Source organism: Agrobacterium tumefaciens, assembly GCF_005221325.1.
Lineage (GTDB): Bacteria > Pseudomonadota > Alphaproteobacteria > Rhizobiales > Rhizobiaceae > Agrobacterium.
Genome location: NZ_CP039890.1, coordinates 407,931 through 430,024, shown reverse-complemented (window position 1 = coordinate 430,024; position 22,094 = coordinate 407,931). Strand labels below are relative to the sequence as shown.

The 22,094-nt window shown below is 58.9% G+C and carries 16 protein-coding genes, 5 pseudogenes and 1 other annotated feature; of the genes and pseudogenes, 7 read left to right on the top strand and 14 right to left on the bottom strand.

The window, feature by feature from the left end:
- Window positions 1-131: 131 nt before the first annotated feature.
- The 6 genes from CFBP5499_RS27600 to CFBP5499_RS27575 all read right to left on the bottom strand — a co-directional run bounded on the left by CFBP5499_RS27600 (window position 132) and on the right by CFBP5499_RS27575 (window position 6,084).
- A complete protein-coding gene (locus CFBP5499_RS27600) occupies window positions 132-1,445 on the bottom strand; it encodes an MFS transporter (protein WP_080830378.1) in 1,314 nt (437 codons plus the stop codon).
- Window positions 1,446-1,594: 149 nt separating this feature from the next.
- Entirely contained in the window at window positions 1,595-2,626 is a 1,032-nt protein-coding gene (locus CFBP5499_RS27595) for a leucyl aminopeptidase (protein ID WP_080830613.1), read from the bottom strand.
- 44 nt (window positions 2,627-2,670) lie between these two features.
- Window positions 2,671-3,312 (bottom strand): N-carbamoylsarcosine amidohydrolase, encoded by a 642-nt coding sequence (locus CFBP5499_RS27590; protein ID WP_080830377.1) that lies wholly within the window; start codon window positions 3,310-3,312, stop codon window positions 2,671-2,673.
- An 11-nt stretch (window positions 3,313-3,323) separates the two neighbouring features.
- Entirely contained in the window at window positions 3,324-4,076 is a 753-nt protein-coding gene (locus CFBP5499_RS27585; protein ID WP_080830376.1) for a maleate cis-trans isomerase family protein, read from the bottom strand.
- Between the two features lie 74 nt (window positions 4,077-4,150).
- On the bottom strand, window positions 4,151-4,951 hold the full coding sequence (locus CFBP5499_RS27580) for an alpha/beta fold hydrolase (RefSeq protein WP_080830375.1): 801 nt from the start codon (window positions 4,949-4,951) through the stop codon (window positions 4,151-4,153).
- Window positions 4,948-6,084, bottom strand: coding sequence for an FAD-dependent monooxygenase (locus CFBP5499_RS27575; RefSeq protein ID WP_080830374.1), 1,137 nt, complete (start codon window positions 6,082-6,084; stop codon window positions 4,948-4,950). The genes CFBP5499_RS27580 and CFBP5499_RS27575 overlap by 4 nt, the downstream gene beginning before the upstream one ends.
- 405 nt (window positions 6,085-6,489) lie before the next feature.
- Here CFBP5499_RS27575 and CFBP5499_RS27570 point away from each other — a divergent pair, with 405 nt between their 5' ends.
- Together CFBP5499_RS27570 and CFBP5499_RS27565 are read left to right on the top strand one after the other, a co-directional pair.
- Window positions 6,490-6,999 carry a (2Fe-2S)-binding protein gene (locus CFBP5499_RS27570; protein WP_080830373.1) on the top strand — a complete coding sequence of 170 codons (510 nt, stop codon included), beginning with the start codon at window positions 6,490-6,492 and terminating at the stop codon, window positions 6,997-6,999.
- Window positions 6,996-10,544, top strand: a complete 3,549-nt coding sequence (locus tag CFBP5499_RS27565; RefSeq protein ID WP_080830372.1) for a molybdopterin cofactor-binding domain-containing protein — start codon at window positions 6,996-6,998, stop codon at window positions 10,542-10,544. Before CFBP5499_RS27570 ends, CFBP5499_RS27565 begins: the two co-directional genes overlap by 4 nt.
- Here the strand turns inward: CFBP5499_RS27565 and CFBP5499_RS27560 are convergent.
- Window positions 10,510-11,688, bottom strand: a complete 1,179-nt coding sequence (locus CFBP5499_RS27560; protein ID WP_080830371.1) for a Fic family protein — start codon at window positions 11,686-11,688, stop codon at window positions 10,510-10,512. The two genes, CFBP5499_RS27565 and CFBP5499_RS27560, sit on opposite strands and share 35 nt — an antisense overlap.
- 109 nt (window positions 11,689-11,797) lie before the next feature.
- Window positions 11,798-12,233, bottom strand: a pseudogene (locus CFBP5499_RS27555) (transposase); the annotation flags it as partial.
- Window positions 11,834-11,950, bottom strand: a sequence feature (AL1L pseudoknot). (Overlaps the previous pseudogene by 117 nt.)
- Window positions 12,234-12,485: 252 nt before the next feature.
- Here CFBP5499_RS27555 and CFBP5499_RS27550 point away from each other — a divergent pair.
- The 3 genes and pseudogenes from CFBP5499_RS27550 to CFBP5499_RS30935 all read left to right on the top strand — a co-directional run bounded on the left by CFBP5499_RS27550 (window position 12,486) and on the right by CFBP5499_RS30935 (window position 15,538).
- A complete protein-coding gene (locus tag CFBP5499_RS27550; RefSeq protein WP_080830370.1) occupies window positions 12,486-13,205 on the top strand; it encodes a hypothetical protein in 720 nt (239 codons plus the stop codon).
- A gap of 258 nt (window positions 13,206-13,463) precedes the next feature.
- Window positions 13,464-14,494 (top strand): annotated as a pseudogene (locus CFBP5499_RS27545) (zinc-binding alcohol dehydrogenase family protein).
- Window positions 14,495-14,584: 90 nt separating this feature from the next.
- Entirely contained in the window at window positions 14,585-15,538 is a 954-nt protein-coding gene (locus CFBP5499_RS30935; protein WP_233284271.1) for a dicarboxylate transporter/tellurite-resistance protein TehA, read from the top strand.
- Between the two features lie 22 nt (window positions 15,539-15,560).
- Here CFBP5499_RS30935 and CFBP5499_RS27535 read toward each other — a convergent pair.
- Window positions 15,561-15,896: pseudogene (locus CFBP5499_RS27535) on the bottom strand (helix-turn-helix domain-containing protein); the annotation flags it as partial.
- A 32-nt stretch (window positions 15,897-15,928) separates the two neighbouring features.
- Here CFBP5499_RS27535 and CFBP5499_RS27530 point away from each other — a divergent pair.
- Window positions 15,929-16,410, top strand: a pseudogene (locus tag CFBP5499_RS27530) (type 1 glutamine amidotransferase domain-containing protein); the annotation flags it as partial.
- Between the two features lie 36 nt (window positions 16,411-16,446).
- On the opposite strand, the gene CFBP5499_RS27525 reads toward CFBP5499_RS27530, so the two are convergent.
- The 4 genes from CFBP5499_RS27525 to CFBP5499_RS27510 form a co-directional block, all read right to left on the bottom strand.
- Complete coding sequence (locus CFBP5499_RS27525) at window positions 16,447-16,944, bottom strand: RES family NAD+ phosphorylase (protein ID WP_080830369.1); 498 nt, start codon at window positions 16,942-16,944, stop codon at window positions 16,447-16,449.
- An 8-nt stretch (window positions 16,945-16,952) separates the two neighbouring features.
- Complete coding sequence (locus tag CFBP5499_RS27520) at window positions 16,953-17,303, bottom strand: antitoxin Xre/MbcA/ParS toxin-binding domain-containing protein (protein WP_080830368.1); 351 nt, start codon at window positions 17,301-17,303, stop codon at window positions 16,953-16,955.
- A 479-nt stretch (window positions 17,304-17,782) separates the two neighbouring features.
- Window positions 17,783-18,337, bottom strand: coding sequence for a hypothetical protein (locus CFBP5499_RS30845; protein ID WP_244557733.1), 555 nt, complete (start codon window positions 18,335-18,337; stop codon window positions 17,783-17,785).
- A gap of 208 nt (window positions 18,338-18,545) precedes the next feature.
- On the bottom strand, window positions 18,546-19,133 hold the full coding sequence (locus CFBP5499_RS27510; RefSeq protein ID WP_080830367.1) for a hypothetical protein: 588 nt from the start codon (window positions 19,131-19,133) through the stop codon (window positions 18,546-18,548).
- A 355-nt stretch (window positions 19,134-19,488) separates the two neighbouring features.
- Here CFBP5499_RS27510 and CFBP5499_RS27505 point away from each other — a divergent pair.
- Window positions 19,489-21,129 (top strand): annotated as a pseudogene (locus CFBP5499_RS27505) (type II toxin-antitoxin system HipA family toxin).
- A gap of 168 nt (window positions 21,130-21,297) precedes the next feature.
- Here CFBP5499_RS27505 and CFBP5499_RS27500 read toward each other — a convergent pair.
- The gene (locus CFBP5499_RS27500; RefSeq protein WP_080830366.1) at window positions 21,298-22,059 is read right to left on the bottom strand and encodes a DeoR/GlpR family DNA-binding transcription regulator; all 762 of its coding nucleotides are present in this window, start codon (window positions 22,057-22,059) and stop codon (window positions 21,298-21,300) included.
- Between the last annotated feature and the right edge of the window lie 35 nt (window positions 22,060-22,094).

Sequence of the window (22,094 nt, the reverse complement as noted above, 5' to 3'; positions counted from 1 at the left end):
TCGCCTTTTCTGAAAACGACGATTCGAGAGGATAGTAATTAAGGGTGAGAGCACGCAAGTGAAAGGCTAAGCGTGATGCAGTTGCAATTTGTCCCCTGCGGCGGGTTTGCCCCAAGGGATGGATAAAAGCTCTATTCGAGCGCCATGCTTTTGCTCTCGGCATTGATAAGCCACACGCTCAGGGCCGCAAGGACGAGCAATCCCGAAATCACACCTAATGCCAGTCCGAAGCTGGAAGCCATGATCGGTGCGACGATGGATGGCGCCAGAAGCCCACCGAAGCGCGCAACCGAACCAGCTGTTCCCATACCGCTGGCCCGTAAGGTTGTTGGATAGATTTCCGGCGTGAAAGCATAGATCGCGCCCCATGTACCGAGCAATGCAAAGCTCGTCAACATCGATGCCGCCACAATGATTTCAGTGCTTTGACCCAAACCGTAAAGGAATGTACCGATAGCGCTAAGAAGCAGAAACCCTATGAGGGTCGGCTTGCGGCCCCAGCGCTCCACGCCATAAGCAGCCAAGGCATAACCGGGAAGTTGCGCGATTGCGAGAACGACCAGGAAGAGCTGCCCGCGCATGAAGCCGAAGCCTTCACTTGCAAGTCTCACAGGTAGATAGACGAAGACGCCGTAATAGGAGATCGAAATCATCATCCATGCGAGCATGAGAAAGATGGTGCGGCGACGCAGTTCCGGCGACAGCAGGGCGGCAAGCGACTTGCGTTCCGGCTTCTGCGGAACGATAGGCGGAATTTCCGCGATAACACCGTTGGCCTTGGCCATTCGCTGGAGAATGTTTCGCGCCTCTTCCGAGCGCCCCTGGCGATTGAGGTAAAGTGGCGATTCAGGCACATAGAAGCGAAGTGCAACCCCGATGAGAGCGGGTAAGCCGGTTACAAAGAAAATCGTTCTCCAGGCTTCGCCCCCGTCGCTTCCTGCAACGAGCGCCAGCATCGCAAGCGCGACCGTGCCGACAGCCCAGAAACCTTCGAGCAGGACCAGCCAGCGACCGCGACGGTCGGCAGGCAGGAACTCAGCCATCATTGCATAGTCGACGGGCAAGGTTCCACCCACGCCAAGGCCAGTCAGGAAACGCGCGACATAGAGCCATTGGAGATCCGGTGCGAATGCCGATGCGACGCCGAACACCGCGTCCAGAATGATTGCCGCGAAAAGGACAGGGCGGCGCCCTATGCGGTCGGCAAGCCGGCCGAAAACAAACGCACCAACGAGCATTCCCAGAAAGAAGAAGGTGCCAGTCTGAAGCGCTTCTGGCACCGTAACCCCGAAACTTTTCGCTATAGACGGGGCACTGAAACCTATGGCCAGAACCTGCATGGCGTCGGCTGCCCAGACGAGGCCGAATATAACGAACAAACGTTTCTGGAACGTGCCGACACCGGCGGCCTTTATCCCTTGTTCTATTGTGATTGGCGATCGCATACGTACCCCTCATTTTTTCTAATGATTGATGTTTTTATCTTTGCGTCTAAATCCAAGTCGTGATCTGTCGTCGCGTCGCTGACCGCCAGAACTGGCGGTCAGAAATCACTGAGCGCTATATGCGCGGCACGTCATTTGCAGCCCGGAGGTCAGCCAAAATTGTGCTGCATTTCCTTCACGACGATGTCTCCATTGAGAACCATCGGTTCGTCGTCGAGGAACAGCGAGCAACCGCGCATCGGGATATCCAGATGGCAGGCGGTATCGTTCGGGCCGCCGAGTTCGTTGTTGGGACCGGTGGAGAACATCACATTGCCGTAGAAGGAGCGTGCTTCCATGCCCATGCCGCCCGGGAATTCGCCGGGGACCATGCGATGCCACTTGGCGTTCTGGTTAAGACCCCAGCCGACATGGCTCATGCCCATGCCACGAGGATCGTTGAAACCCGCCATGTAGGACTTGACCAGTTCGGCATCGAGGCCGCCGCGAATGTCGGTGATCCAGCCGTTTTCGATCGTGTAGACGATCGGGTCGCGTACGTAGATGTTCTGCGGCAGCAGGATATCGCCCGGAGCAACGACGATCGTGCCATCGACGCCGTCATCATCACCACCGGTAAACACGAAGCCGGACGGCCAATGGTCCCAGCGGCCCGGCTCGTCCGTGCACGCATATTCTGTCACGGCGGGATAGGTGTTGAGCTTGTAGGTGACATCTGTGCCATGCGGAGAGGTGATCCGCATCACCTTCGCCTTGGACAGCAAGTCTCCGGCAAATTCGACGCGTTCGCGCAGTTCCTTCGTCGGCAGCATGCGCGCGAGAACTTCCGGCGGTTCAACGGCGGTCAGGATACGCGTACCGGCAGCCTGGATCGCCATTTGTTCCGGGCTGAACAGCAGGAAGATGCAATCGATGAGCATGTCGGCGGCCTTCAGGGCTTCTACCGCGTCCGGCATGGCTGCCAGACCTGTCTGGCCAACTGCCCATGCACCTGCCGGCGGCACCGGCGGCAAACGCATGTGATACATACTGGCGCCAAGACGCATGCCCGCTGCCATGAACGCGTCGGCATAATCGAGGCGCTCGTTGCCCTGGGTAAGGACGATGAGTTTCTCGCCCTCGTGGACGCCCGACATCTTCAATTGATGCAGGCAGATTTCTGTAAAGCTGAATTGATCCATGCTCATTCCCCTATCTTGCTTTAAGGCTTGGGTGTTGCGTCCAGTTACGGACAGTTGGACTTGACCTTGGCGATTTCCGCGATGGCCTCCTCCCTCGAAACGACATCGCCATACTTGCTGTCGATATCGAAGAGGTTGGCATTGTGCGGGTCCGGGTGACGGTCGCCCACGCATTCGCGTACGACGATACCGCGGAAACCATGCTGTACGGCATCGACGGCCGTGGCGCGGATGCAGCCGCTCGTCGAGCAACCTGCCATGATGACAGTGTCTATGCCCATGCTGTGCAATTGCGAGGCGAGGCTGGTGCCGAAGAAGGCGCTGGCATATTGCTTGATGATGACCAATTCATCGCTGGCCGGTTCAACGCCGTCGCAGAATTCTGCCAGTTCGTTGCCTTCGACCATCGCCTTCATGACCGGCGATTTTTTCACCCACATGCCGCCATCGGCGCAGTTTTCCGCCAGATAGAGTATACGGGTATGGATGACGGGAATGCCTGCCTGCCGTGCAGCCGCGATCAGCTCGGGTGCCTTGGCAACGGCTTCAACGACACCGGGAGCATAGAGCGGCGCGCCTTCTATCGTGTAGGCTTTCAGGAAATCGATGACCAGAAGGGCTGGCCGCTGGCCAAAGCCGATGCGGTTGCCCCAGATACCCTGATAATTGGCTTCAGCAGTCTGCATCGATCGCTCCCTCAATAGGCGCCGGACAGAAGCGCACCGGCTCCTGGCACGACAGGTTCGAGGCCCAGCGATTTCAGCATGCAATAGGTGGTGGCGACTGCCGCAGTAACGACCGGCTTGCCGGTCATGGCCTCGACTTTGGCGATTGCCGAAAGCGACGGCATCTGTACGCAGGCAGACAACACGATGACGTCCACATCGGTGAGGTCCAGCGTCTGTACGATGGCTGGCAGATTGTCTGGGTCGTGTCGGGCGACATCCAGATTGTCGGGAATTTCCAGCGCCCGCCAGTCCATCACCTCGAAGCCTTCCTCGCGGATGTAATTCACCACCAGTTCGGTCAGCGGCTTCATATAGGGTGCGACGACGGCGATCTTCTTCGCCTTCATCACCTTCAGTCCTTCGATCAAGGCGCCCGCGCTGGTAACGACAGGGATGTTGGTGCCTTCCTCTTTTGTACGCCCGGTAAGGCGCTTTTCGGATTCACGGTGATAACCGAGACCCATTGCCATGATGGCGACGAGGCAGGCATAACCCAGCACGTCCACGCAGGCATCGGAAAGCTCGATGGCGCAACGGTCGGATTCGGCATCCATCGCCGCCAGTTCTTCCTTGACGACCTTCTTCATGCGCATACGGCTGGAATGGAAGGTGAAACGCTCCGGGCGAATGGACTGGCGCGCCATCAACATGGCCGGAATTTCGGTTTCCATCGTGGTATTGGAGCTGGGTACGATCTGACCGATACGATAGAGTTTTTGCACTGGTGTAATCCTCTGCAAGATAGCCTGACATCAAACGAAAACGGCGAGCCGGGCGCCCGCCGCAGTCTTCATTTTCAACGGGAGAGGAAGTCTCCAAGCGCGACAAAAAAGCCGTCGAAATCATCCCAGGGGATCATATGTCCGGCATTGGTCACATGGGTGATCTCAAGAGCCGGGCAAAGTGCCTGCGCCTCGTCCACGTCCACCTTTTCGATCACACCACCCCGTCCGGCCACCATCAGCATGGAGGGCACGGAGAGCCTGCCGATATCAGGGAAGATATCGTCCTTGTGGAAATCCTCGAAAGCGGTGACGATGGCCGGCTCGTAACAGGTGTGAAGCCACTCTGCCCGCAGCCTGAGCTGCTCGTCGGTCCATGACGGGCAAAACGTCTTCATACCTTCGGCATCGATGCCCCGTAATGACAGACGAATGCTGTCCACATACCATGGCAGCTTGCTCGGATAATCACGGCGGCCGGGACCGGATACTGGTGGATCGACGAGGACCAGCCGGGAGAATGCATCGGACGCCGTTACGGAGGCACGGATTGCAATGCGCGCGCCCATGGAATGACCGAGCAATGCCGGGCGAGACAAACCGAGTGCCGTGGCAAGCCCCACAACATCGGCCGCCATGGCATCAAGACCATATTCGAGGTCAGGGCCGGTCGATGAAAGCCCGCGACCGCGTACATCGAGAACATATACGTCGTAACGTTCCGCCAGCTTTTCAGCCACAAATCCCCAGGTGATCGCCGGGCTGGTGATACCCGGGATCAGGATGAGAGCCTCGCCCCTTCCGCCGTAACGCAGATAGTGCTGGCGAATGCCGTTGGCGAAAACATTCGCACCATAAAGAAAGGCGCTGCTCATGCCACAGACTCACTCTTGAGCGGTTCGGCGTAAATGTCATAGCCATAAACCCAGGAAGGGTCTTCCTGATCGAGAAGGAACGTGTTGGCATTGGAAACAGTCTGGACGCGCGTTGCCCGTTCACGGCGGTTGATTTCATAAAGACTGAAGGCCGTAGGGAAGTCGCTGACACCTGTTTGCGTCAGGCAGCGGGTCAGCATTGCGGCGTCTTCTATGGCCATTGCGGCGCCTTGCGCCATGTGCGGCTTCATCGGGTGGCAGGCATCACCGAGCAGGACCAGACGGCCCTTGCTCCACAGAGGCAGCGGGTTTCGGTTGAACAGCGGCCACTTCGTCACCTCATCGGTGCTTTCGATCAGCGCCTGAATGATCGGATGATAGCCTTCGAAGGCTGCTGCCATTTCGTCGCGGCTGCTGTCCACGAAGGCAGTATCGAACTCCCACGCAGGATGTGGGACACCCGTGACATAATAATATTCATCACGGCGAGCGGTCGTGTAATAGGCCATCATATGGCGGTCCGGACCCCACCACTTGACACATTCCTCGAAATCCAGATTGAATTTGCGAAGCTTGTCGGGAGAGATAAGGGCGCGATGCCCGACCCAGCCACTGTAATTCGGCTTTTCCTCGCCGAGCAGAGTTTCCCGGACGCGGGAGTTGATGCCATCGGCACCGATGACGATGTCGGCCCGAACCGAGGTGCCGCCCTCGAACTCAACCAGTACATCCGTACCATTGTCGTCAATACGTGCGAGCTTTTTGCCAAAATGCAGCGTGCCTGGTTGAAGCGCGTCGCACTGGATCGCCTGAAGATCGCCGCGATGAACGGTGCAATATGTCGCGCCATAACCTTCCAGAGCAGCGCGTGCGCGATATTCACCGGTAATGCCGTTGCGACTTACCCAGTGGCTGGGCGTGTTGCTGATGCTTACGACCTTCTTGTCCACGCCAATGCGCTCGAAAATCTTCAGCACGTTTGGACCCATATGGATGCCGGCTCCCAGACGCGAAAAGCTCGGCGCCTGCTCGTAGACATCGACAACGAACCCCGCATTCTGGAGCAGGGCTCCGGCAACGGCGCCGCCAAGACCAGCGCCGATAATCGCGATTTTTTGCTTCCCGTTTGACATGCTTCAATCCCTTCACGGAAGAGCGCCAGCGCTTTCCGCCTCATCATCGTTAAGTGAGTCAACAATAGCGTATACACTCTAATATGCAAGATCAAAAACCGGGCAAACAGCGCTAAAGATCGCCAAAATAATAGGCTTTATCCCGAAATTTAAGCAATTTGAGCATTGTCAACAACGCTTGTTTTGGCGCAATAAAAAGCGTATACGCTTATATATGATGGAAAGCCAACATCGCTGAGATGCATGCGCGAGCGGGCTGTGACGGGTGGGTAATAATGTGAAAGCAGGCGAGGGCATCGTTTGTGTGCGGCCGAAAACGGGGGTGCCCATGATTGTTGCCAAGCTGTATAAAATCATGCGAACGGGCGCGAACCGGCGCGCGCCACTGATGTGGGAGTAACGCGGGTGGTTGCGGTTTCGCTTTCAGTCAACGGGGAAATATATCGGGTTGACGCCAGCCCGAAGACGCCTTTGCTTTATATATTGCGCAACGACATTGGCCTGAACGGCCCCAAATATGGATGTGGACTGGGCGAATGCGGCGCGTGTGCGGTTCTGGTCGAAGGCCGCGCCGTACGTTCCTGCACCATCCCGCTTGGCGCTGTCGGTACTCGTGAGGTCGTCACGCTTGAAGGGCTTGCGCATGGCGACGCGCTGCATCCGGTGCAGCAGGCGTTTATCGATGAGGCCGCCGCGCAGTGTGGTTACTGCCTCAATGGCATGATTATCGCGATCGTTGCCCTACTCGAGCGCAATGCGCAGCCGGATGAAGAGGCTATCCGCACGGCATTGCGCCATCATCTGTGTCGCTGTGGCACGCACATGGAAATTCTAGCAGCAGCACGACGCGCTGTCGCTTGCAGGAAGGCGCAAGATGAATGCGAACCGGTACAAACAACGGGACCAGCGCAATGAGTGAACATCGCGAAGCGCCGAAACATCAGTATTTCGCTCAGGAAGATATGCTTGCTGTTGTTTCCGACACCGCGGCCGGCGACGAGGCGGAGCTTTTCGTGGCCATCGGCAAGGACGGGCAGGTTGTGGCCTTTAACGGCCATGTAGACCTCGGAACGGGTATCCGCACATCATTGGCGCAGATCGTTGCCGAAGAACTGTTCGTGCCTTTCGAGCAGGTGCGTATGGTGCTGGGCACCACCACAGTTGCGCCGGATCAGGGCGCTACCATTGCCAGCGAAACGATCCAGATCACCGCGATTCCGCTTCGGCAGGCTTGCGCGACGGCGCTCCGGTTTCTTTTGCAGAAGGCTGCGATACGCACCGGTGTTGCCGTGGATCACCTGATAATAGAAGATGGTGTCATTCATTCAGCCGGTGGAGAGAACTGGAGCTTGAGCTTTGCAGATCTCGTCGCCGGAGAGCATGTTCGCCTGTCCGTCGATCCCGCCGCCCCGTTGAAACCCGCCTCTCTCTATCGTCTCGTAGGAATCTCGCGCCCACGTGTGGATATACCGGCCAAAGCAACGGGGCGCTGGACCTATGTGCATGACGTGCGGGTTCCCGGCATGTTGCACGGTCGTGTGGTGCGCCCACCCTATGCCGGTTTCGATCACGGTGCGCATGTCGGCACAAGTCTGATGTCCATCGATGAAAGTTCCGTGTCCCATATAGAGGGTCTTGTTGCCGTGATCGCGGTGGGCGATTTCGTCGGCGTGGTTGCCACCCGCGAGGAAAATGCCGTCGAGGCCGCAAGATGTCTACATGTGGAATGGCGGACACCGCCGGAGCAGCCGGACCTGAACTTCCCCGAACAGGCATTGCGTGCCAATCCCTCGAAACCGCGCAAGCTTGCCGATCGCGGCAATGTCGACCTGGCTCTGGCAGGTAGCGCGCAGCCGATGAACCGGACCTATGTCTGGCCCTACCAGATGCACGCCTCCATTGGCCCATCCTGCGCTGTCGCAGACTACCGCGATGACGGTTTGACCGTGTGGTCCGGCACGCAGAACCCGTTTCCGATGCGCCGCGATCTGGCATTGCTTCTGGACATGCCGGAAGACCTTATTGTCGTAGAGCGGATGGAGGCTGCGGGCTGTTACGGACGCAATTGCGCCGACGACGTTACTGCGGATGCAGCGCTTCTATCCCGCGCCGTCAACGCGCCGGTGCGCGTTCAGTTGACCCGTGAGCAGGAGCATGCATGGGAGCCGAAGGGTGCTGCACAGATCATGGATGTGCGCGGCGGCCTTGATCTCGAAGGCGGGCCTGCTGCCTATGATTTCGAGACACGCTATCCTTCTAACCTCGCGCCAACGCTTTCGCTCGTTCTGACGGGCAAGATCTCGCCGATGGCCGCGGTGGTGCAGATGGGCGACCGCACCGCGATCCCACCCTATGACTATGGCAATCTGCGCGTCACGGTGCATGACATGCCGCCGATTGCCCGGGCCTCATGGTTTCGTGGCGTCTCCGCCATGCCCAACACCTTTGCGCATGAGTGCTACGTGGACGAGCTCGCAGCCGCAGCCGGTGTTGACCCTATCGAATATCGTTTGCGCTACCTGCACGATCCCCGCGCCGTTGACCTCGTAAACGCTGTGGCGGAGCGGGCCAGGTGGGTTCCGCACACCAAATGGGGAACGCTGGGCGGAGAAGGCGATCTTCTTTACGGTCGCGGTTTTGCCTATGCCGTCTATATCCATGGGCCGTTTCCGGGCAAGGCCGCCGCGTGGGCCGCGTGGGTTGCCGATGTCGCCGTCAACGTCAAAACGGGCGAGATCGCAGTCACAAAAGTGACCTGCGGGCAGGACTCCGGCATGATGATCAATCCCGACGGGGTACGTCATCAGATCCACGGAAACGTCATCCAGTCCACCAGCCGGGTGCTGAAGGAAAAGGTCGAGTTTTCATCAACGGCAGTGACATCGAAAGAATGGGGCGGCTATCCGCTGATCACCTTCCCGGAGGTGCCGGATATCGATGTTCTGATGGTGCCCAGACCGGATGAACCGCCGCTCGGTGTCGGTGAATCGGCCTCGGTGCCCAGCGCATCTGCCATTGCCAATGCCGTCTACGATGCAACCGGCATTCGCTTTCGTGAATTACCGCTGACGCCGGAGATGGTTCTGGCAGCTCTCAACGGCGGATCGCCACCGCCTCCGGCCACCCGGAAAAAGCGCAATTGGTGGAACATCGGTCTGTCTGTGGCTGGTGCGGTCGCTGCCGTCTCCGGTGTGGTGTCCATGGCTTCACCCTGGCGACCGGCTATCGCGCCCATCCCGCGCCCCGATGCCAATGTCTATAGTGCAGCCACGATAGAGCGCGGGCGGCTTGCCGCCGCCGCGGGTGCCTGCAATGTCTGTCACGTTGGAAATGATGGCACACCCTTTGCTGGCGGGCGGCGTTTCGATACCCCCTTCGGTCAGGTTTATGCCACCAACATTACACCCGACGTGGAGGTTGGCATCGGTGCATGGTCTTATTCGGCTTTCGAACGCGCCATGCGGCAAGGTGTGAGCCGCGACGGCCATCATCTCTATCCGGCCCACCCCTATACCTCGTTTGCGGGCGCGGAGGATGCCGACATTCAGGCGCTTTACGCTTATATGATGACGCAGACACCGGTTGCCCTAAAGGCGCCGGAGACAAGACTGAACTTTCCCTTCAGCGTACGTGCGCTGATGGCAGGATGGAACATGCTGTTTCTCAAAAACGGGACTTTCGCTTACGATCAGAGCCGCGACGCCACCTGGAACCGCGGCGCTTACCTTGTCGAGACGCTGGGACACTGTTCCGCCTGCCATACTGACCGTAACGTGCTCGGCGCAGAAAAAAACGGTGCCGCTCGTCTATCCGGCGGCTTTGCTGATGGCTGGGACGCGCCCGCTCTTAACAGTTTCGCAAAAGGGCCGGTCGGCTGGACGGCGGAAGCCTTTTACGATTACCTGCGCACAGGCCATTCGAAAGATCATGGCAGCGCATCCGGGCCGATGTCGCATGTGGTCGAGGTCATGCAGCCCTTGCCAGATGATGATATCCGCGCCATGGCCACCTATCTCGCAAGCCTCAACGACGCAGCCCCGGCCGTCGATGCCGAGGCGAAAAGAACGGCGGCGATTGCGGCAGGCGAGGCGAGTGAAACCAATGCAGCCACCCTAGCGCCAAAAGGTGCCCGTATGTTCAGCGGCGCCTGTGCATCCTGCCATGAGGGCAATGACATCTTGTCCTCTCTGGCCCTGAACACCAATCTGCATTCCGACAGGCCCGATAATGTTCTTCAGGCCATTCTCGGCGGGCTGGATGCACCGGCTATCATCGCGGCAACGACCGGGCGTGATGCACCCGAAATCATGTCCATGCCAGCTTTCGACGGTACATTGGACGCATCGCAGCTCGAGGATCTCACGGCTTATTTGCGCGCCCGATTCGCACCGGACAAACCGGCATGGGAAGACATACAGGCGGCAATCACCCGCGTGCGTTCGACGGCAAATCATCATTGACAGGTGAGGCTGTGGACATATGGTTCGCCGGAAAATCCATAATCAGTTCATAGGCCGTGCTGCGCCCACCAGCCTCGCCTTTTCGGAGAATCCCTTTCGCTAACAGGTCCGCAATGTCGCGGGACGCCGTATCCTGGGATGCGTTCGTCAACTTCGCCCACTTCGTCGATGTAAGCTTGCCCTCGAAGTTGCCTTCTATCAGTCTGTTGAGGACCTTGGCTTGTCGCGAGTTAAGATCATGCGCAGCATGCCTTTGCCAGAAATCATTCTTCAGCATGACGTTGTCGAGGGTTGCCAGCGCGCCTCCAACAGCGTTGCCCAACCGATCCAGGAACCATTCGACCCAGCTCGTAATATCGAGAGATTCATTGCTTGTGATCGATTGCAGGGCTTCGTAGTAACCGGTGCGCGACCTCTCGATAGCGGCAGACATGGAGTAAAGTCTGTGTGCGCCGCCGCCACTACGTGCAAGTGTCATGTCGGCGATTGCGCGGGTTATGCGGCCATTGCCATCACCGAAAGGATGGATGGCAACGAACCAAAGGTGGGCGATAGCTGCTTTAACGAGAGGATCGAGATCATGCGATCCGCTGAACCATTCGAGAAAGGCCGACATCTCAGCCTCTACGCGGTCTGCCGGTGGTGCAACATAATGGACTTTCTCGTATCCGAATGCGCCAGAAACAATTTCCATACGGCCACCTGAGTCATCACGCCACTCGCCGACACGAAGCTTGTGACCCCATTCGTTTCGGCCAGTTGGAAAGAGCGCCGCATGCCATTGAAATAGCCGCTCTGCCGTTAGTGGGTGTGAGCAATTGATCGTGGCGTCGAGCGTGATATGGACAATACCCTCAACAGAGCGGTTCGGCGTCACGAACCCGTCGATGTCGATGCCAAGCCGCCGGGCTAACGATGACCGGACCTGTTGTTCATCTAGTCGCTCTCCTTCGATCGCCGACGACTTGACAACGTCGTCCGTCAGCGCCTGCAGGAATGTTGCCTCGCGCGTACGAAATCCGAGGCTTTCGACACGGCCGATGAGCCGCCCCTGATCAAAGCGTACGGTTGCAAGCCTTGATGCCAAGTGTTCGAGTTTCCATTCGAACTTTGGCCATTGGGGAGATTGCCAGATATATGTCATAGTGCAAGATAAGTCCCATATGCGGAGAATGGAAAGCTTAGACTCCGTAATTATGCGGATTTTATTGCGCTTAATCTCCGCACCCTCATGGAACGAAGTGTAATTATGAATCCGTGCGCTTGGCGATAACCTCATAATAAGTGGACGGGGCAATCGGCAGCAGTCTGCAGATCGGCTCGACCCCGAGCACCGAGCGGTGTTCGTCGATGAAGGAAATCGTCGCTTCAGTGGGCGGTCGAGCTCCGCCTAGGCAAAATACGCCGAGGCTTTGCGTAAAATCTCATTCGCCTGACGAAGCTCACCGTTCTCCCGCTCCAGAACCTCATCTTCTCCGCCACGTCATTTGGCAAACCTGCACGCTTGCCGCTGTGGACCTCGGCCTTCTTCACCCATTCATGAAGGGTATGCGCCGAGCAGCCGATCTTGGCCGCTATCGATGATACGGCCGCCCTAAGGGAGGGATGTTCGGCTTCATGCTCCGCCACCATCCGAACGGCACGGGCACGAACTTCAGGAGAAAATTTGTTCGTCGTTTTGCTTGTCATAGACCCTACTTCTCACGAATTGGGGTCTCCGGCAAACCCGGTGCGGTTCAACATGCGTGGTTGCGTAACCTCAGGCATTGCGACGAGATCTGCCAAAACGGCCTCGACGTTCTCCTGTTTAAACAAGGCTTCGCCAGTTTAAAGACCGTGGCCGGAAACAAGGCATCTAAGACGTTCGACGGACGCGAGCGGTGGCATAGTTTCCATGCCAGAAGCCACGCCATTTTGCGCGTGTCCTGCCAGGAGCATCTCATGACACGACTTAAAGACCTTGCGATCGAGGCCCATGGAGGCCTCCAGCGTTGGCTGCAGTTTGAGCAGGTCTCCGCCGATCTCGTGCAGGGCGGCGTTTTGTGGCCGCTGAAGGGCCACCCCCAGACGCTCGAGCACACAACCGTCACGGTGGGGCTTAAGACGGAGTGGGCTTCGCATGCTCCCTTTGGCTCCGACAATCGCCGCTCACGCTTCGAGCCCGGGCGCGTCGCCCTGGAAGCCGAAGACGGAACCGTTCTCGAAGAGCTTCTGCAGCCGCGTGCGAGCTTTGCCGGGCACACACTTCAGACGCCCTGGACGGAGCTGCAACTGGCGTACTTCGCCGGCTGCGCCATGTGGACATATTTGAACATACCGTTTTTACTCGCCTGGCCAGGCGTCGAGACCGAAGAGCTTGAGCCTTCGCAAGCCGATGGCGCGGACTGGCGCCGTCTCGCGGTCCGTTTCCCTACCGAGATCGCCACGCACAGCGCTGTCCAAACGCTCTATTTCGACGGCGACGGGCTTTTGAAGCGTCACGATTATGACGTCGAGATCGCAGGCAACACGCCTGGCGCTCACATCATCGACAGATATGAGGACGTCTCTGGTATCAAGTTCCCGACGAGAAGGCGCATCCATGCCAGGCAGCCTGACAGCAGCTTCACGACCGATCCACTCGTCGTTTCGATCGATCTGTGGAACATCCGCCTCGGCTAGCCGCCTGGCTTCAGGGTCAAATGGACGAAGCTTCGATGCGCTCATGCCGAACGATGCGGCATGAGCCGTGGACCGGCACAAGCCGCTTCTGCCGGAACTTTGCGGTCATGGTGATCGCGCGGGTCTGAACTTGTATCCGAGGACCGGTGGTCCTCACCCTTGTTTGTCCCGTGGCCCGAATGACGGCATCTACGTCCTGTCGGTATCGGTTGTCGATCGATAGGTCTCGAACACCTACTCCCATCGCGAGGTCCTATCATGAAAGCTATCGGCGTCCGCTCCCCTCTTCCCATCGATGATCCGGCATCCCTTACCGACGTCGATCTGCCGCGGCCGGAGCCGACGGGACGGTATCTCGTCGTGCGGATCGAAGCCGTGTCCGTGAACCCTGTCGATACCAAGATGAGGATGCGGCCATCGGCCGAACCGGGGACGTTCAAGGTGCTCGGCTGGGACGCCGTCGGCACCGTCGAAGCGGTCGGTCCGGAAGTGAGCCTATTCGCGCCAGGCGATAGGGTCTTCTATGCCGGTGCGCTCGGCCGCGCGGAGACGAACGCTGAGTTCCATTTGGTCGATGAGCGGATCGTCGGCAAGAAGCCCGACTCACTCGGCTTCGCGGAGGCCGCGGCCCTGCCGCTGACCGCCATCACCGCCTGGGAGGTCCTCTTTGACCGGCTCGACATCCGCAAGCCCGTGCCGGGCGCTGCCAACGCACTCCTGATCGTCGGCGGCGCCAGCGGGGTCGGTCGATCACGACGCAGCTCGCCCGCAAGCTCACCGACATCACCCTGATCACCACGGCCTCGCGTCCGGAGACGGCCGAGTGGAGCCGCAGTCTCGGCGCACATCATGTGATCGATCATTCAAAACCGCTCGCGGCGGAGATCGAGCGGCTGGGTGTCGGGCAGCCCGCCTTCGTGTTCTCGACCACCAACACCGATCAGCATCTTGGCGAAATAGCCAAGCTCATCGCGCCGCAGGGCCGCTTTGCTTTGATCGATGACCCGGCGTCGCTTGACGTGTCGTCCTTCAAGGTGAAGAGCGTATCGACGCACTGGGAGTTCATGTTTACCCGCTCGATGTTCGGCACTGCCGACATGGTAGAGTAAGGAGCACTGCTCAACGAGGTCTCCCGGCTGATCGACACTGGAACGCTGGACACCACCCTGACCGAAGTCTTCGGAACGATTTCGGCCGGAAACCTCCGCCGGGCGCATGTCCTGATCGAGAGCGGCCGCGCCAAGGGCAAGATTGTTCTCGCGGGCTGGCCGGCCACGGGCGGCTGCTAACAGGGAGCCTGCGATTGCGTGCGGCCGTTTCGAAAGACAGATCGATGAGAATATCGAGCATCCCGATCGTGCCCGGCATCGTTCTTCGGAATGGTGCTCGGCATAGCAGGGCTCGGTGGCGCTTGGCGCGCCGCCCATCTCGCCTGGGGGCTGCCGGCTCTCGTCGGAGAGCCGTTGATGCTGGCCGCCGGACTCGTGTGGCTCGCGGTCACGACGCTCTACGGTTTGAAATGGCTCGTGGCGCGCGAGCTCGCGCTGACGGAAGCCGCTCACCCAGTGCAGTGCTGCTTCATCGGGCTGGCCGGCGTCGCCACGATGCTAGTGGCCGGAGGCGTCATTCCCTACGCCTACGATGTCGCTCTTGCACTCTATGTCGTGGGAGCGGCGTTCACGGGGGGCTTTGCCGTCTGCCGAACCGGTGGCCTCTGGATGGGCGAACGCGATCCCAGCCATACGACGCCGGTGCTTTATCTGCCGACAGTCGCCGATAGTTTCGTCGCCGCTATGGTCGGCGCCGCCCTCGGTTTCCCCCGATCTCGGGCAGTGCGTCTTCGGCGCCGACTTCTTCGGCTGGCTCGCGATCGAGTCCGTGCTGCTGCATCGGCTGCTGACGGCGCCGGGAATGGCGAATACGCTTCGGCCGACCCTTGGAATCCAGCTCGCCCCGCCGGTGGTCGGCGCAGTCTCCCTCATCGCGATTGCGCCGCAGGCTCCGCTGCTGCTAGCCACGGTATGATCGGATACGGGATCCTGCAGGCAGTGATCCTGCTGAGGCTGCTGCCCTGGATCCTTCGTGAACCCCTCGCGCCATCGTATTGGGCCTTCACCTTCGGCGTGACGGCGCTTGCGGCGGCGCCGATCCGCCTTCTAATGCTCGGCGACGAAGGTATCGCCCGCACACCCGCACCGGCACTGTTCGTCTTTGCCAACGTCGTCGTGCTGATCGTGGCGGCAGGCACGCTGTACCGCTTCTTCGCAGGTGCTGGGCACGCCTCCGCGGCAACGCCAGCCTCGGATCGGGCAAGGGTCAGGCCTCCAGACTGACGACCCGTTTCCCTTGCTGAACCTAGAGCGTGGCGAGAGGTCCGGCTTCGTTGCGGATCGCCCTCGGTACCTCGCCGTGCACGCGGCCAAACGCCAGGCGCATCCGTTCCCGGTTGGCGAAGCCCGCTTCGCGTGCGATCACCTCGATCGGCAGACGGCTCTGCTCCAGCATGAGTTTCGCGGCCTCAACCCGCAGCGCCTCCACGGCCTTTGCCGGGGTCGTGCCGGTCTCCGACCGGAACAGTCGCGTGAATTGCCGCGGGCTGAGACAGGCGACCTCTGCCAGGTCGTCGATTGCCAGGGTCTCTGAAAGATTCTGGCGCGCGTAGTCCAGCACGCGCTGGATCCTGTCCTCGTTCACGCTCAGATCCACCGAGTGCCAGCACCCTAAGCACCCATGCTCGAAACGTACTGATCGTCCTGTCCGACTCGGACCGTCTTGATTTGAAAGACTGCAAGGTGTTCAAAACCGGATTTTACCTCAATGAACTGATGCAGCCGGTGAAGGCGCTGCTCAACGCCGGCCATAAGATCACTTTTGCACGCCGAACGGTATGGCGCCTTCCGTTGACGTGACCTCCATCGGCAAGATGTATTTCGGCAGTGATGAAGCGGCGATGAAAGCGAGCGAGGTGCAACTGGCAGAATTGCAACTGACGTCGAGCGACACATCGCCGGCCGTCAGCCTCGCACGGGTCGAGCAGGTCGGTTACGACCATTTCGATGCGGTCTACGTGCCTGGCGGTCATGCCCCGATGCAGGATCTTCTGATGAGTTCCGAACTCGGCAAGCTGCTGACGGACTTCCATGAAAACGGCAAACCGACGGCTTTAGCCTGCCATGATAGGCCGGTCGCGTGTTCATATACGGTCGGCTTTTCGTGCTTGAACGGATGATGTTCTGTCAGACTATCGCGAAAGTCGATCTTCGTCGTCGATCAGGGTCAGCCGACCGGGCCCCACGCTGCTCCATGTCCAGAGGACGAGATTGAGATCATCATCCGAGGCGCCGGGGGCAAAGCTCCTCACAAGCAGCCCGCAAAAGCCGCCGGCCGCCAGTTTGCGGGCGAAGGTTTGCGTTCTCGCTTCCCCCGAAACCTTCATCTGGTCACGCCAGGTCGGATCGGCGAGCGCCGCCGCATCCATCCCTTGCGCCCGAAGGGCCGTGTCGTCCCGGCAGTCAAACACAGTCTCGATATCTGCATCATAGGAGACCAGCGTCGTCGGTTGCAGATTGCCGACCTGATTAGCTTCTTTCAGCGCCGTCATGATCGTCAGCGATGTGTAAAGGGCCGGCATGCCTTTGGGGTTGAACCGGCCGCCATAGAGTTCCGCGCCGCGTCCGGATAGAGGCTCGCGGGCGTAGATCGGGTTGAGCGCCCGGTAGAGCTTTCCGTTATAGTGCATCGGTCGGGCTACGCGTGGACGCCGGCATCAACGGCGTCGATATAGTCGAGCACCTCGTCGGCGCGGCCGTTGCGGACCAGCTGCATCGCGGTCTGGCCGGAGAAGCCGGACAGTGGCTCGGAGCGATACCAGGCATAGGCCATCAACGCCGAGCCGAAGCGCGGTTCGACCTTGTTGACGATCTCGATCATCTCGCGCAGGCGCCGCTGCGTTCTGTCCGAACGGATACGGTCCTTGCGCTGGATCGCGTCTTTTCCGAGTCCAGCGGTGCGGGCGATCTCTTCACTGGTCGTGCGAAATGCATCCGCGATCTTACGCGGCGCAAACAGTCCTTCATCTGCATATTGGGCCAGTCCCATGATCCGCCTCCAATTTCGGTAGCGCCATTATTATAGGCGCTATATAGCGTCAATATTAGCGGCATTCAATGCGTTGGAAAAAGAAAATGAGGGGAGAAAGAGAACCCTCCCGCAGACCGGACTTCCCTCGCCGCTGTCGTTCAACCGCCCTCTATGCAATCCTGCCGGTCGTTCTCGCAAGGCTTTGCCCCGCTCGCTGACGGTCAGGGCCGCTCTGACCGCCCTGCGGTCCGGGGGATGCCTTCAGAAAGAACTGAAGGCAGGAAGGATTGGGGAGGTGCCGGTTCCGATATCCCGGAAGGAAAAGATACCATGCAGATCCTCGATCTGCGTAGGAGGTGATGCGGGCAAGGATCTGTTTCAGGCTGGGCCTGCCATGATAGTAGAGCGCTGAAGTCCCTTCGTATGCGCGTTCGTAGAGTCTGAAGGTTTCGGGGTCTGAAAGGCTGAACGCGGGATTGCTATTAATGTTCTGATTGTCAGCCTTCGGAAAACGCTTCTGCTTGTGAACAATACATGCCTCCGTGCCGATAAAAGCTCGCACGTCCGGTTGGTCGAGCAGGCAGAAGACGTGGTAATAACGTCGGAGAAAATTTGCGGGGAACTCCCCGGTTTCCTGCTGTTTGCGAAATTTGGTGGAAATGGTCTGGAGCTTCTCGATAAGTGTGTAGCCCCTCGTAGCGGGGCACGGCCAGCGCACGATTATCGATCAGCTCGATGCGCGTCGCGGCGTAATCGTAGGCCCAAGAACTGATATTCTTATTGATATTGGGCGCCACAGTGCCGAACCCGGCTTCGAGAAGCACACCTTCCTTGAGGTCCAATTTCGTTCCGGTTGTCTCGGGGTAGTAGAGGCGGATGCCGCCGCTGCGATAACTTTCATTGTCGAACCCGGTATCGCGCTCGATCTTCTGGATGCCGTCGATTGTGATCGTCTTGGCGAGCCAGTCATAGAATGACTTCCGGCCTTCACGATGCGCGGGCCCATCGGGGCCAGTTTTCACATTCATGGTCTTCGGCGGTTCGATACGGATATCGATATCCTCCGAGAAGTGGTTGATGATGCGGTATCCTTTCGAGAGCGAAGTGCCCGCCCTTCAACTCGAACGTCATCTTCAAGTGCTGCAGGTCATACAGGCAGTGCATGATCCAATAGTCTCTCTCGACCAGCACCGGCTGCACCTGATCTCGTCAGCGGCGATGCGCAGGAGCGTCCCGAAATCCTTGTGGTGATGCAGGAAATCAGCTGGCATGCATGTCCGCTACGAGATCGTTGAAGAATTTCCGCGTGCGCACCGTTCCATAGTCCTTGGCGGCACGGGTCAGGGCGGTGCGATTGCCTTGCAGCACACGTTCCTTCACGCGGGCCAGCACCTGATCGCGGTCTTCGGCCAGCTGGTCGAGATTGTTGACCAGGTCGACTAGTAGGAATTCTTTGGTCAGGGTTTTGGGGAAGACTGGCTTTCTACGGAACTCGAACTCTCGGCCGCCCAACATGAAGTTGCCGTGGCGCTTATGGTTATAGACGACAGTCTTGTTATAGAGCTGCGTCGCGCCGACACCCAGGCTGTTATAGGCATTGGGCGAGGTAACGAGGTAACGGTCATCCTTCAGGAAAGCCTCGACGAGCGCGTCATCCTCGGCAGGGGCTTTGCCGAACGCGGTCTGCTTCGGCCGGTGATAGACGCCGGTCGATAGCTTGGTCAGGTATCCTTCCGCCAGCAGCTGCTGCAGGTGCCGATCGACAGACGAGGACCATTGGGCGAGATCCCCCCGACGGTAGACCTTGCCGGACCGCAGATGCTTTTTCAGTTCCTGTAACTTCGTCATTGGATAGCTCCTGCACTCACTATACCGATCGCCATCAGACAAACTGTCTGTTTAGTTTTTATGGCTTAGCGAAGGGCAACGTGAAAATGCCTTTGATAAATCAAGTAGAAGCTGAAATGCACGGGCTGAAGGTTCGTATCAGTTCAAAGTGGAGAGAAGATTTTTGTATGGAATCGACGGGTGCATGATTAGCTTACTGATTTCTTGGTTCACAAGGGTAGATATCACGAGCGCTTTCAGGTCGAAGCGTGTAACTTTCGCGTATCTGAAGTGCGCGAAAGTTACATTGATGTTGCGGCCTTAGAAGAGGTGATGTAACCCGAACGCCTATCTTTCGGCTGCCAGCGCCGTACTACTGGGTCCCCATGCGTGACGGCCGCCTGTTCTTGACCGGTCGCCGCGTGCAACGGCAGCGCATCAGGACGCTCGAAATCATCCAAAATAAAGCGCCTGACCACCCATCCGTCGCGCAGGCGGTGGTCGGAGACGACATGGGCGAACTGCGCGTGAACGTGTCTTCACTACGCCAACGCTTTTTGGAAGTCTTTGGTATCCGTAGCGAACATGCGGCGTCGTTCGATGAAACGATGAAAGAGGGGGGGCGCCGCCCGCCTGATCGAAGAGTACGGTAGTTCGGACGCCGCCGCCGACGCTGTGTTCAAGCTCGCTAGAGACAATGACTGGCTTGATGAAGGGCGCGCAGCCGATCGGTTCCTCAAACAAAAGCCGAGCGCTGCGATCGACGTCACCAACCAAGCCGCAATCGACCTGACGTTGGCTTGGCACGGCGTACTGATCGGCAACCTGACGCACGATGGCTTCGAATGGCGGCGGCAGGCTGCCAACCTAGATGGTCCACCACTTTTGCGCCAGACCACGCCCGGCAAGCTGCCGCCCTTCATTGAGTCGCTTCTGCCGGAAGGTTGGCTGAATCGAGTGCTGAATAGCCCGACGAGCGGGTAGAGCTGCGCGCGGGTAAGCGGTACATGTCGAACATCACGATTGCTGAACGGGCGGGCGAGTTGGCAACCCTGCCGGCTGATATCCTGCTGGCACAGCTAAACAGCTTTACGACGGATCATATGTTCACGGAGACTTATACCGGTCCCGGCCGCGGTGATATCCAGGATACGTTCGAACAGAATCTGGCGCGAATGTTTGCGACAGGCGCGACACCGCGCCTGTCGGGAGTGCAGATCAAGGCGCCGATGTTCCTTGATGCTGACGGCACCCTGATGCCGAGCACGGGTAAGCCGTTCACGCATATTCTGAAGCCTGCCAGCACGTCGGGATTCGAGGCACTACCCGCGATCGAATGGCAATCGATGGAGCTTAGCCGCGCGGCCGGATTCACCGCCCCGGCGATTGCACTCGTTTCCATGCCGGATGGTATGCCGGCAGCCCTTGTTGTTGAGCGGTTCGGCATCCGCACCAGCTTGGATGACATCCGCCGTCTGGTACTCGAAGACATGACTTCGATCCTGGGAGTACGGGCGGAAGACAAATACACAGGCGCCATGGAACAGATCGCGAGCGCTCTGCGCCCTCTTTCGACTGACGCGGATGCGGACCTGCTGCTGCTTTTGCGGCGGGCTCTGTTCGGCTGGCTGATCGCCGCTGGCGACATGCGCCTGAAGAATATGGCGCGCTTCTGAAAATTGCTGCGCCAGGGAGAGAAGATTTCAGCTCGGTTCGTATGGCGCCGCTCTACGACGCGGTTACGACGTGGGTGTTTCCAAACCTGCAGCATCACCGCATGGCACTCAAAATCAGCGGCAAGGATGAACGGCTGAAGAGAGCCGATTTCAAGCGTTTCGCAGCGACAGCGGGTATTCCGGCGGCGGCGGATACGGCCATGGATGAACTGAGGGCAGCACTTGCGCGCGGATTGGAACAGCCTGCGCTACCGCCGCCGCTGACAGATGGATCAGTTGGTGCTGAACGAGCGACGCAGATGCGGGAAATTGTCGGCGAACGCCTGAACAGTTTTGGATAATTTCGAACAGTCAAGTTTCCGCTACGGATTGCTGACGAACGAAGCCCATTTCGCTGGTCTCCTCAAAGGTTATCCTCATCACTGGCCTTGAATCGAGTGCCGGAATGGACTTCGAGGTCGTTTTCCCGATCACCTATCCGAAAACGGGAGCCAATCGCTCCTGTACTTTTAGCATTCCACCAGCTGGACGGCGAATTCCTTGAACCGTTCGGCAAGCGACGTCGAGACCGTCCCGTCGGTAACGACGATGTCGATGTCGCGCCATTCCGCGTAGCGTGCGGGAAATATCCTGTCATGTTTGGAATGATCGGCGACCACCATCGAGCGTGCCGATCGCGAAAGCATGGTCCGGTAGACCAACCCGCATTCAAGAAGCGCGTCAGTGGGGCCGTCGGGTCCGAGACCGGAGGCGCCCAGTATCGCGAAATCGGCATTAAATTCCTGAAGATACGATACCGCATGTGCGCCGATGGTGGCGCCTTCGGTCGGGTGATATTTGCCCGGCAGCATCACGACGTCGATGGTGGGATTGATGGCGAGAACCGTGGCGACGCCAAAGGCGTGGGTAATAACGGTGATGTTTTTCATTTCCGTCGCAATACGCCGAGCGACATGAACGGTGGTCGCGCCAGAGCCGATCATCAGCACCCGCGCGTCCTTGAGCAGCGGTACGCCGGCGCGGGCAATGCGTTCGCGTTCGGAAACAAACAGTGCATGCCGTTCCGTTACGGAAGGTTCGGTGCCGAGGGAGCGTACCGCCCCGCCGTAGGTGCGGTTCAGCAGGCCCTGATCGGTCATCTCATCGAGATCGCGACGGATGGTTTCGGTTGAGACCGCCAGCATCTGGGCAAGTTCTGCGACGCGCAGGCTGGGCGACTGGTCTAGTTCGCTGAGAATCCTGTGCTGCCGCGTCGATTTCGGTTTCTTCATCTATGCCTCGTCTCGTCCCGCTTTGCTCAACTGCT

What these genes read in the sequence shown, in the direction of transcription:
- CFBP5499_RS27600 (WP_080830378.1), bottom strand. Translation starts at nt 1,445, where the DNA reads ATGCGATCGCCAATCACAATAGAACAAGGGATAAAGGCCGCCGGTGTC.
- CFBP5499_RS27595 (WP_080830613.1), bottom strand. Translation starts at nt 2,626, where the DNA reads ATGGATCAATTCAGCTTTACAGAAATCTGCCTGCATCAATTGAAGATG.
- CFBP5499_RS27590 (WP_080830377.1), bottom strand. Translation starts at nt 3,312, where the DNA reads ATGCAGACTGCTGAAGCCAATTATCAGGGTATCTGGGGCAACCGCATC.
- CFBP5499_RS27580 (WP_080830375.1), bottom strand. Translation starts at nt 4,951, where the DNA reads ATGAGCAGCGCCTTTCTTTATGGTGCGAATGTTTTCGCCAACGGCATT.
- CFBP5499_RS27575 (WP_080830374.1), bottom strand. Translation starts at nt 6,084, where the DNA reads ATGTCAAACGGGAAGCAAAAAATCGCGATTATCGGCGCTGGTCTTGGC.
- CFBP5499_RS27565 (WP_080830372.1), top strand. Translation starts at nt 6,996, where the DNA reads ATGAGTGAACATCGCGAAGCGCCGAAACATCAGTATTTCGCTCAGGAA.
- CFBP5499_RS27560 (WP_080830371.1), bottom strand. Translation starts at nt 11,688, where the DNA reads ATGACATATATCTGGCAATCTCCCCAATGGCCAAAGTTCGAATGGAAA.
- CFBP5499_RS27550 (WP_080830370.1), top strand. Translation starts at nt 12,486, where the DNA reads ATGACACGACTTAAAGACCTTGCGATCGAGGCCCATGGAGGCCTCCAG.
- CFBP5499_RS30935 (WP_233284271.1), top strand. Translation starts at nt 14,585, where the DNA reads ATGGTGCTCGGCATAGCAGGGCTCGGTGGCGCTTGGCGCGCCGCCCAT.
- CFBP5499_RS27525 (WP_080830369.1), bottom strand. Translation starts at nt 16,944, where the DNA reads ATGCACTATAACGGAAAGCTCTACCGGGCGCTCAACCCGATCTACGCC.
- CFBP5499_RS27520 (WP_080830368.1), bottom strand. Translation starts at nt 17,303, where the DNA reads ATGGGACTGGCCCAATATGCAGATGAAGGACTGTTTGCGCCGCGTAAG.
- CFBP5499_RS27510 (WP_080830367.1), bottom strand. Translation starts at nt 19,133, where the DNA reads ATGACGAAGTTACAGGAACTGAAAAAGCATCTGCGGTCCGGCAAGGTC.
- CFBP5499_RS27500 (WP_080830366.1), bottom strand. Translation starts at nt 22,059, where the DNA reads ATGAAGAAACCGAAATCGACGCGGCAGCACAGGATTCTCAGCGAACTA.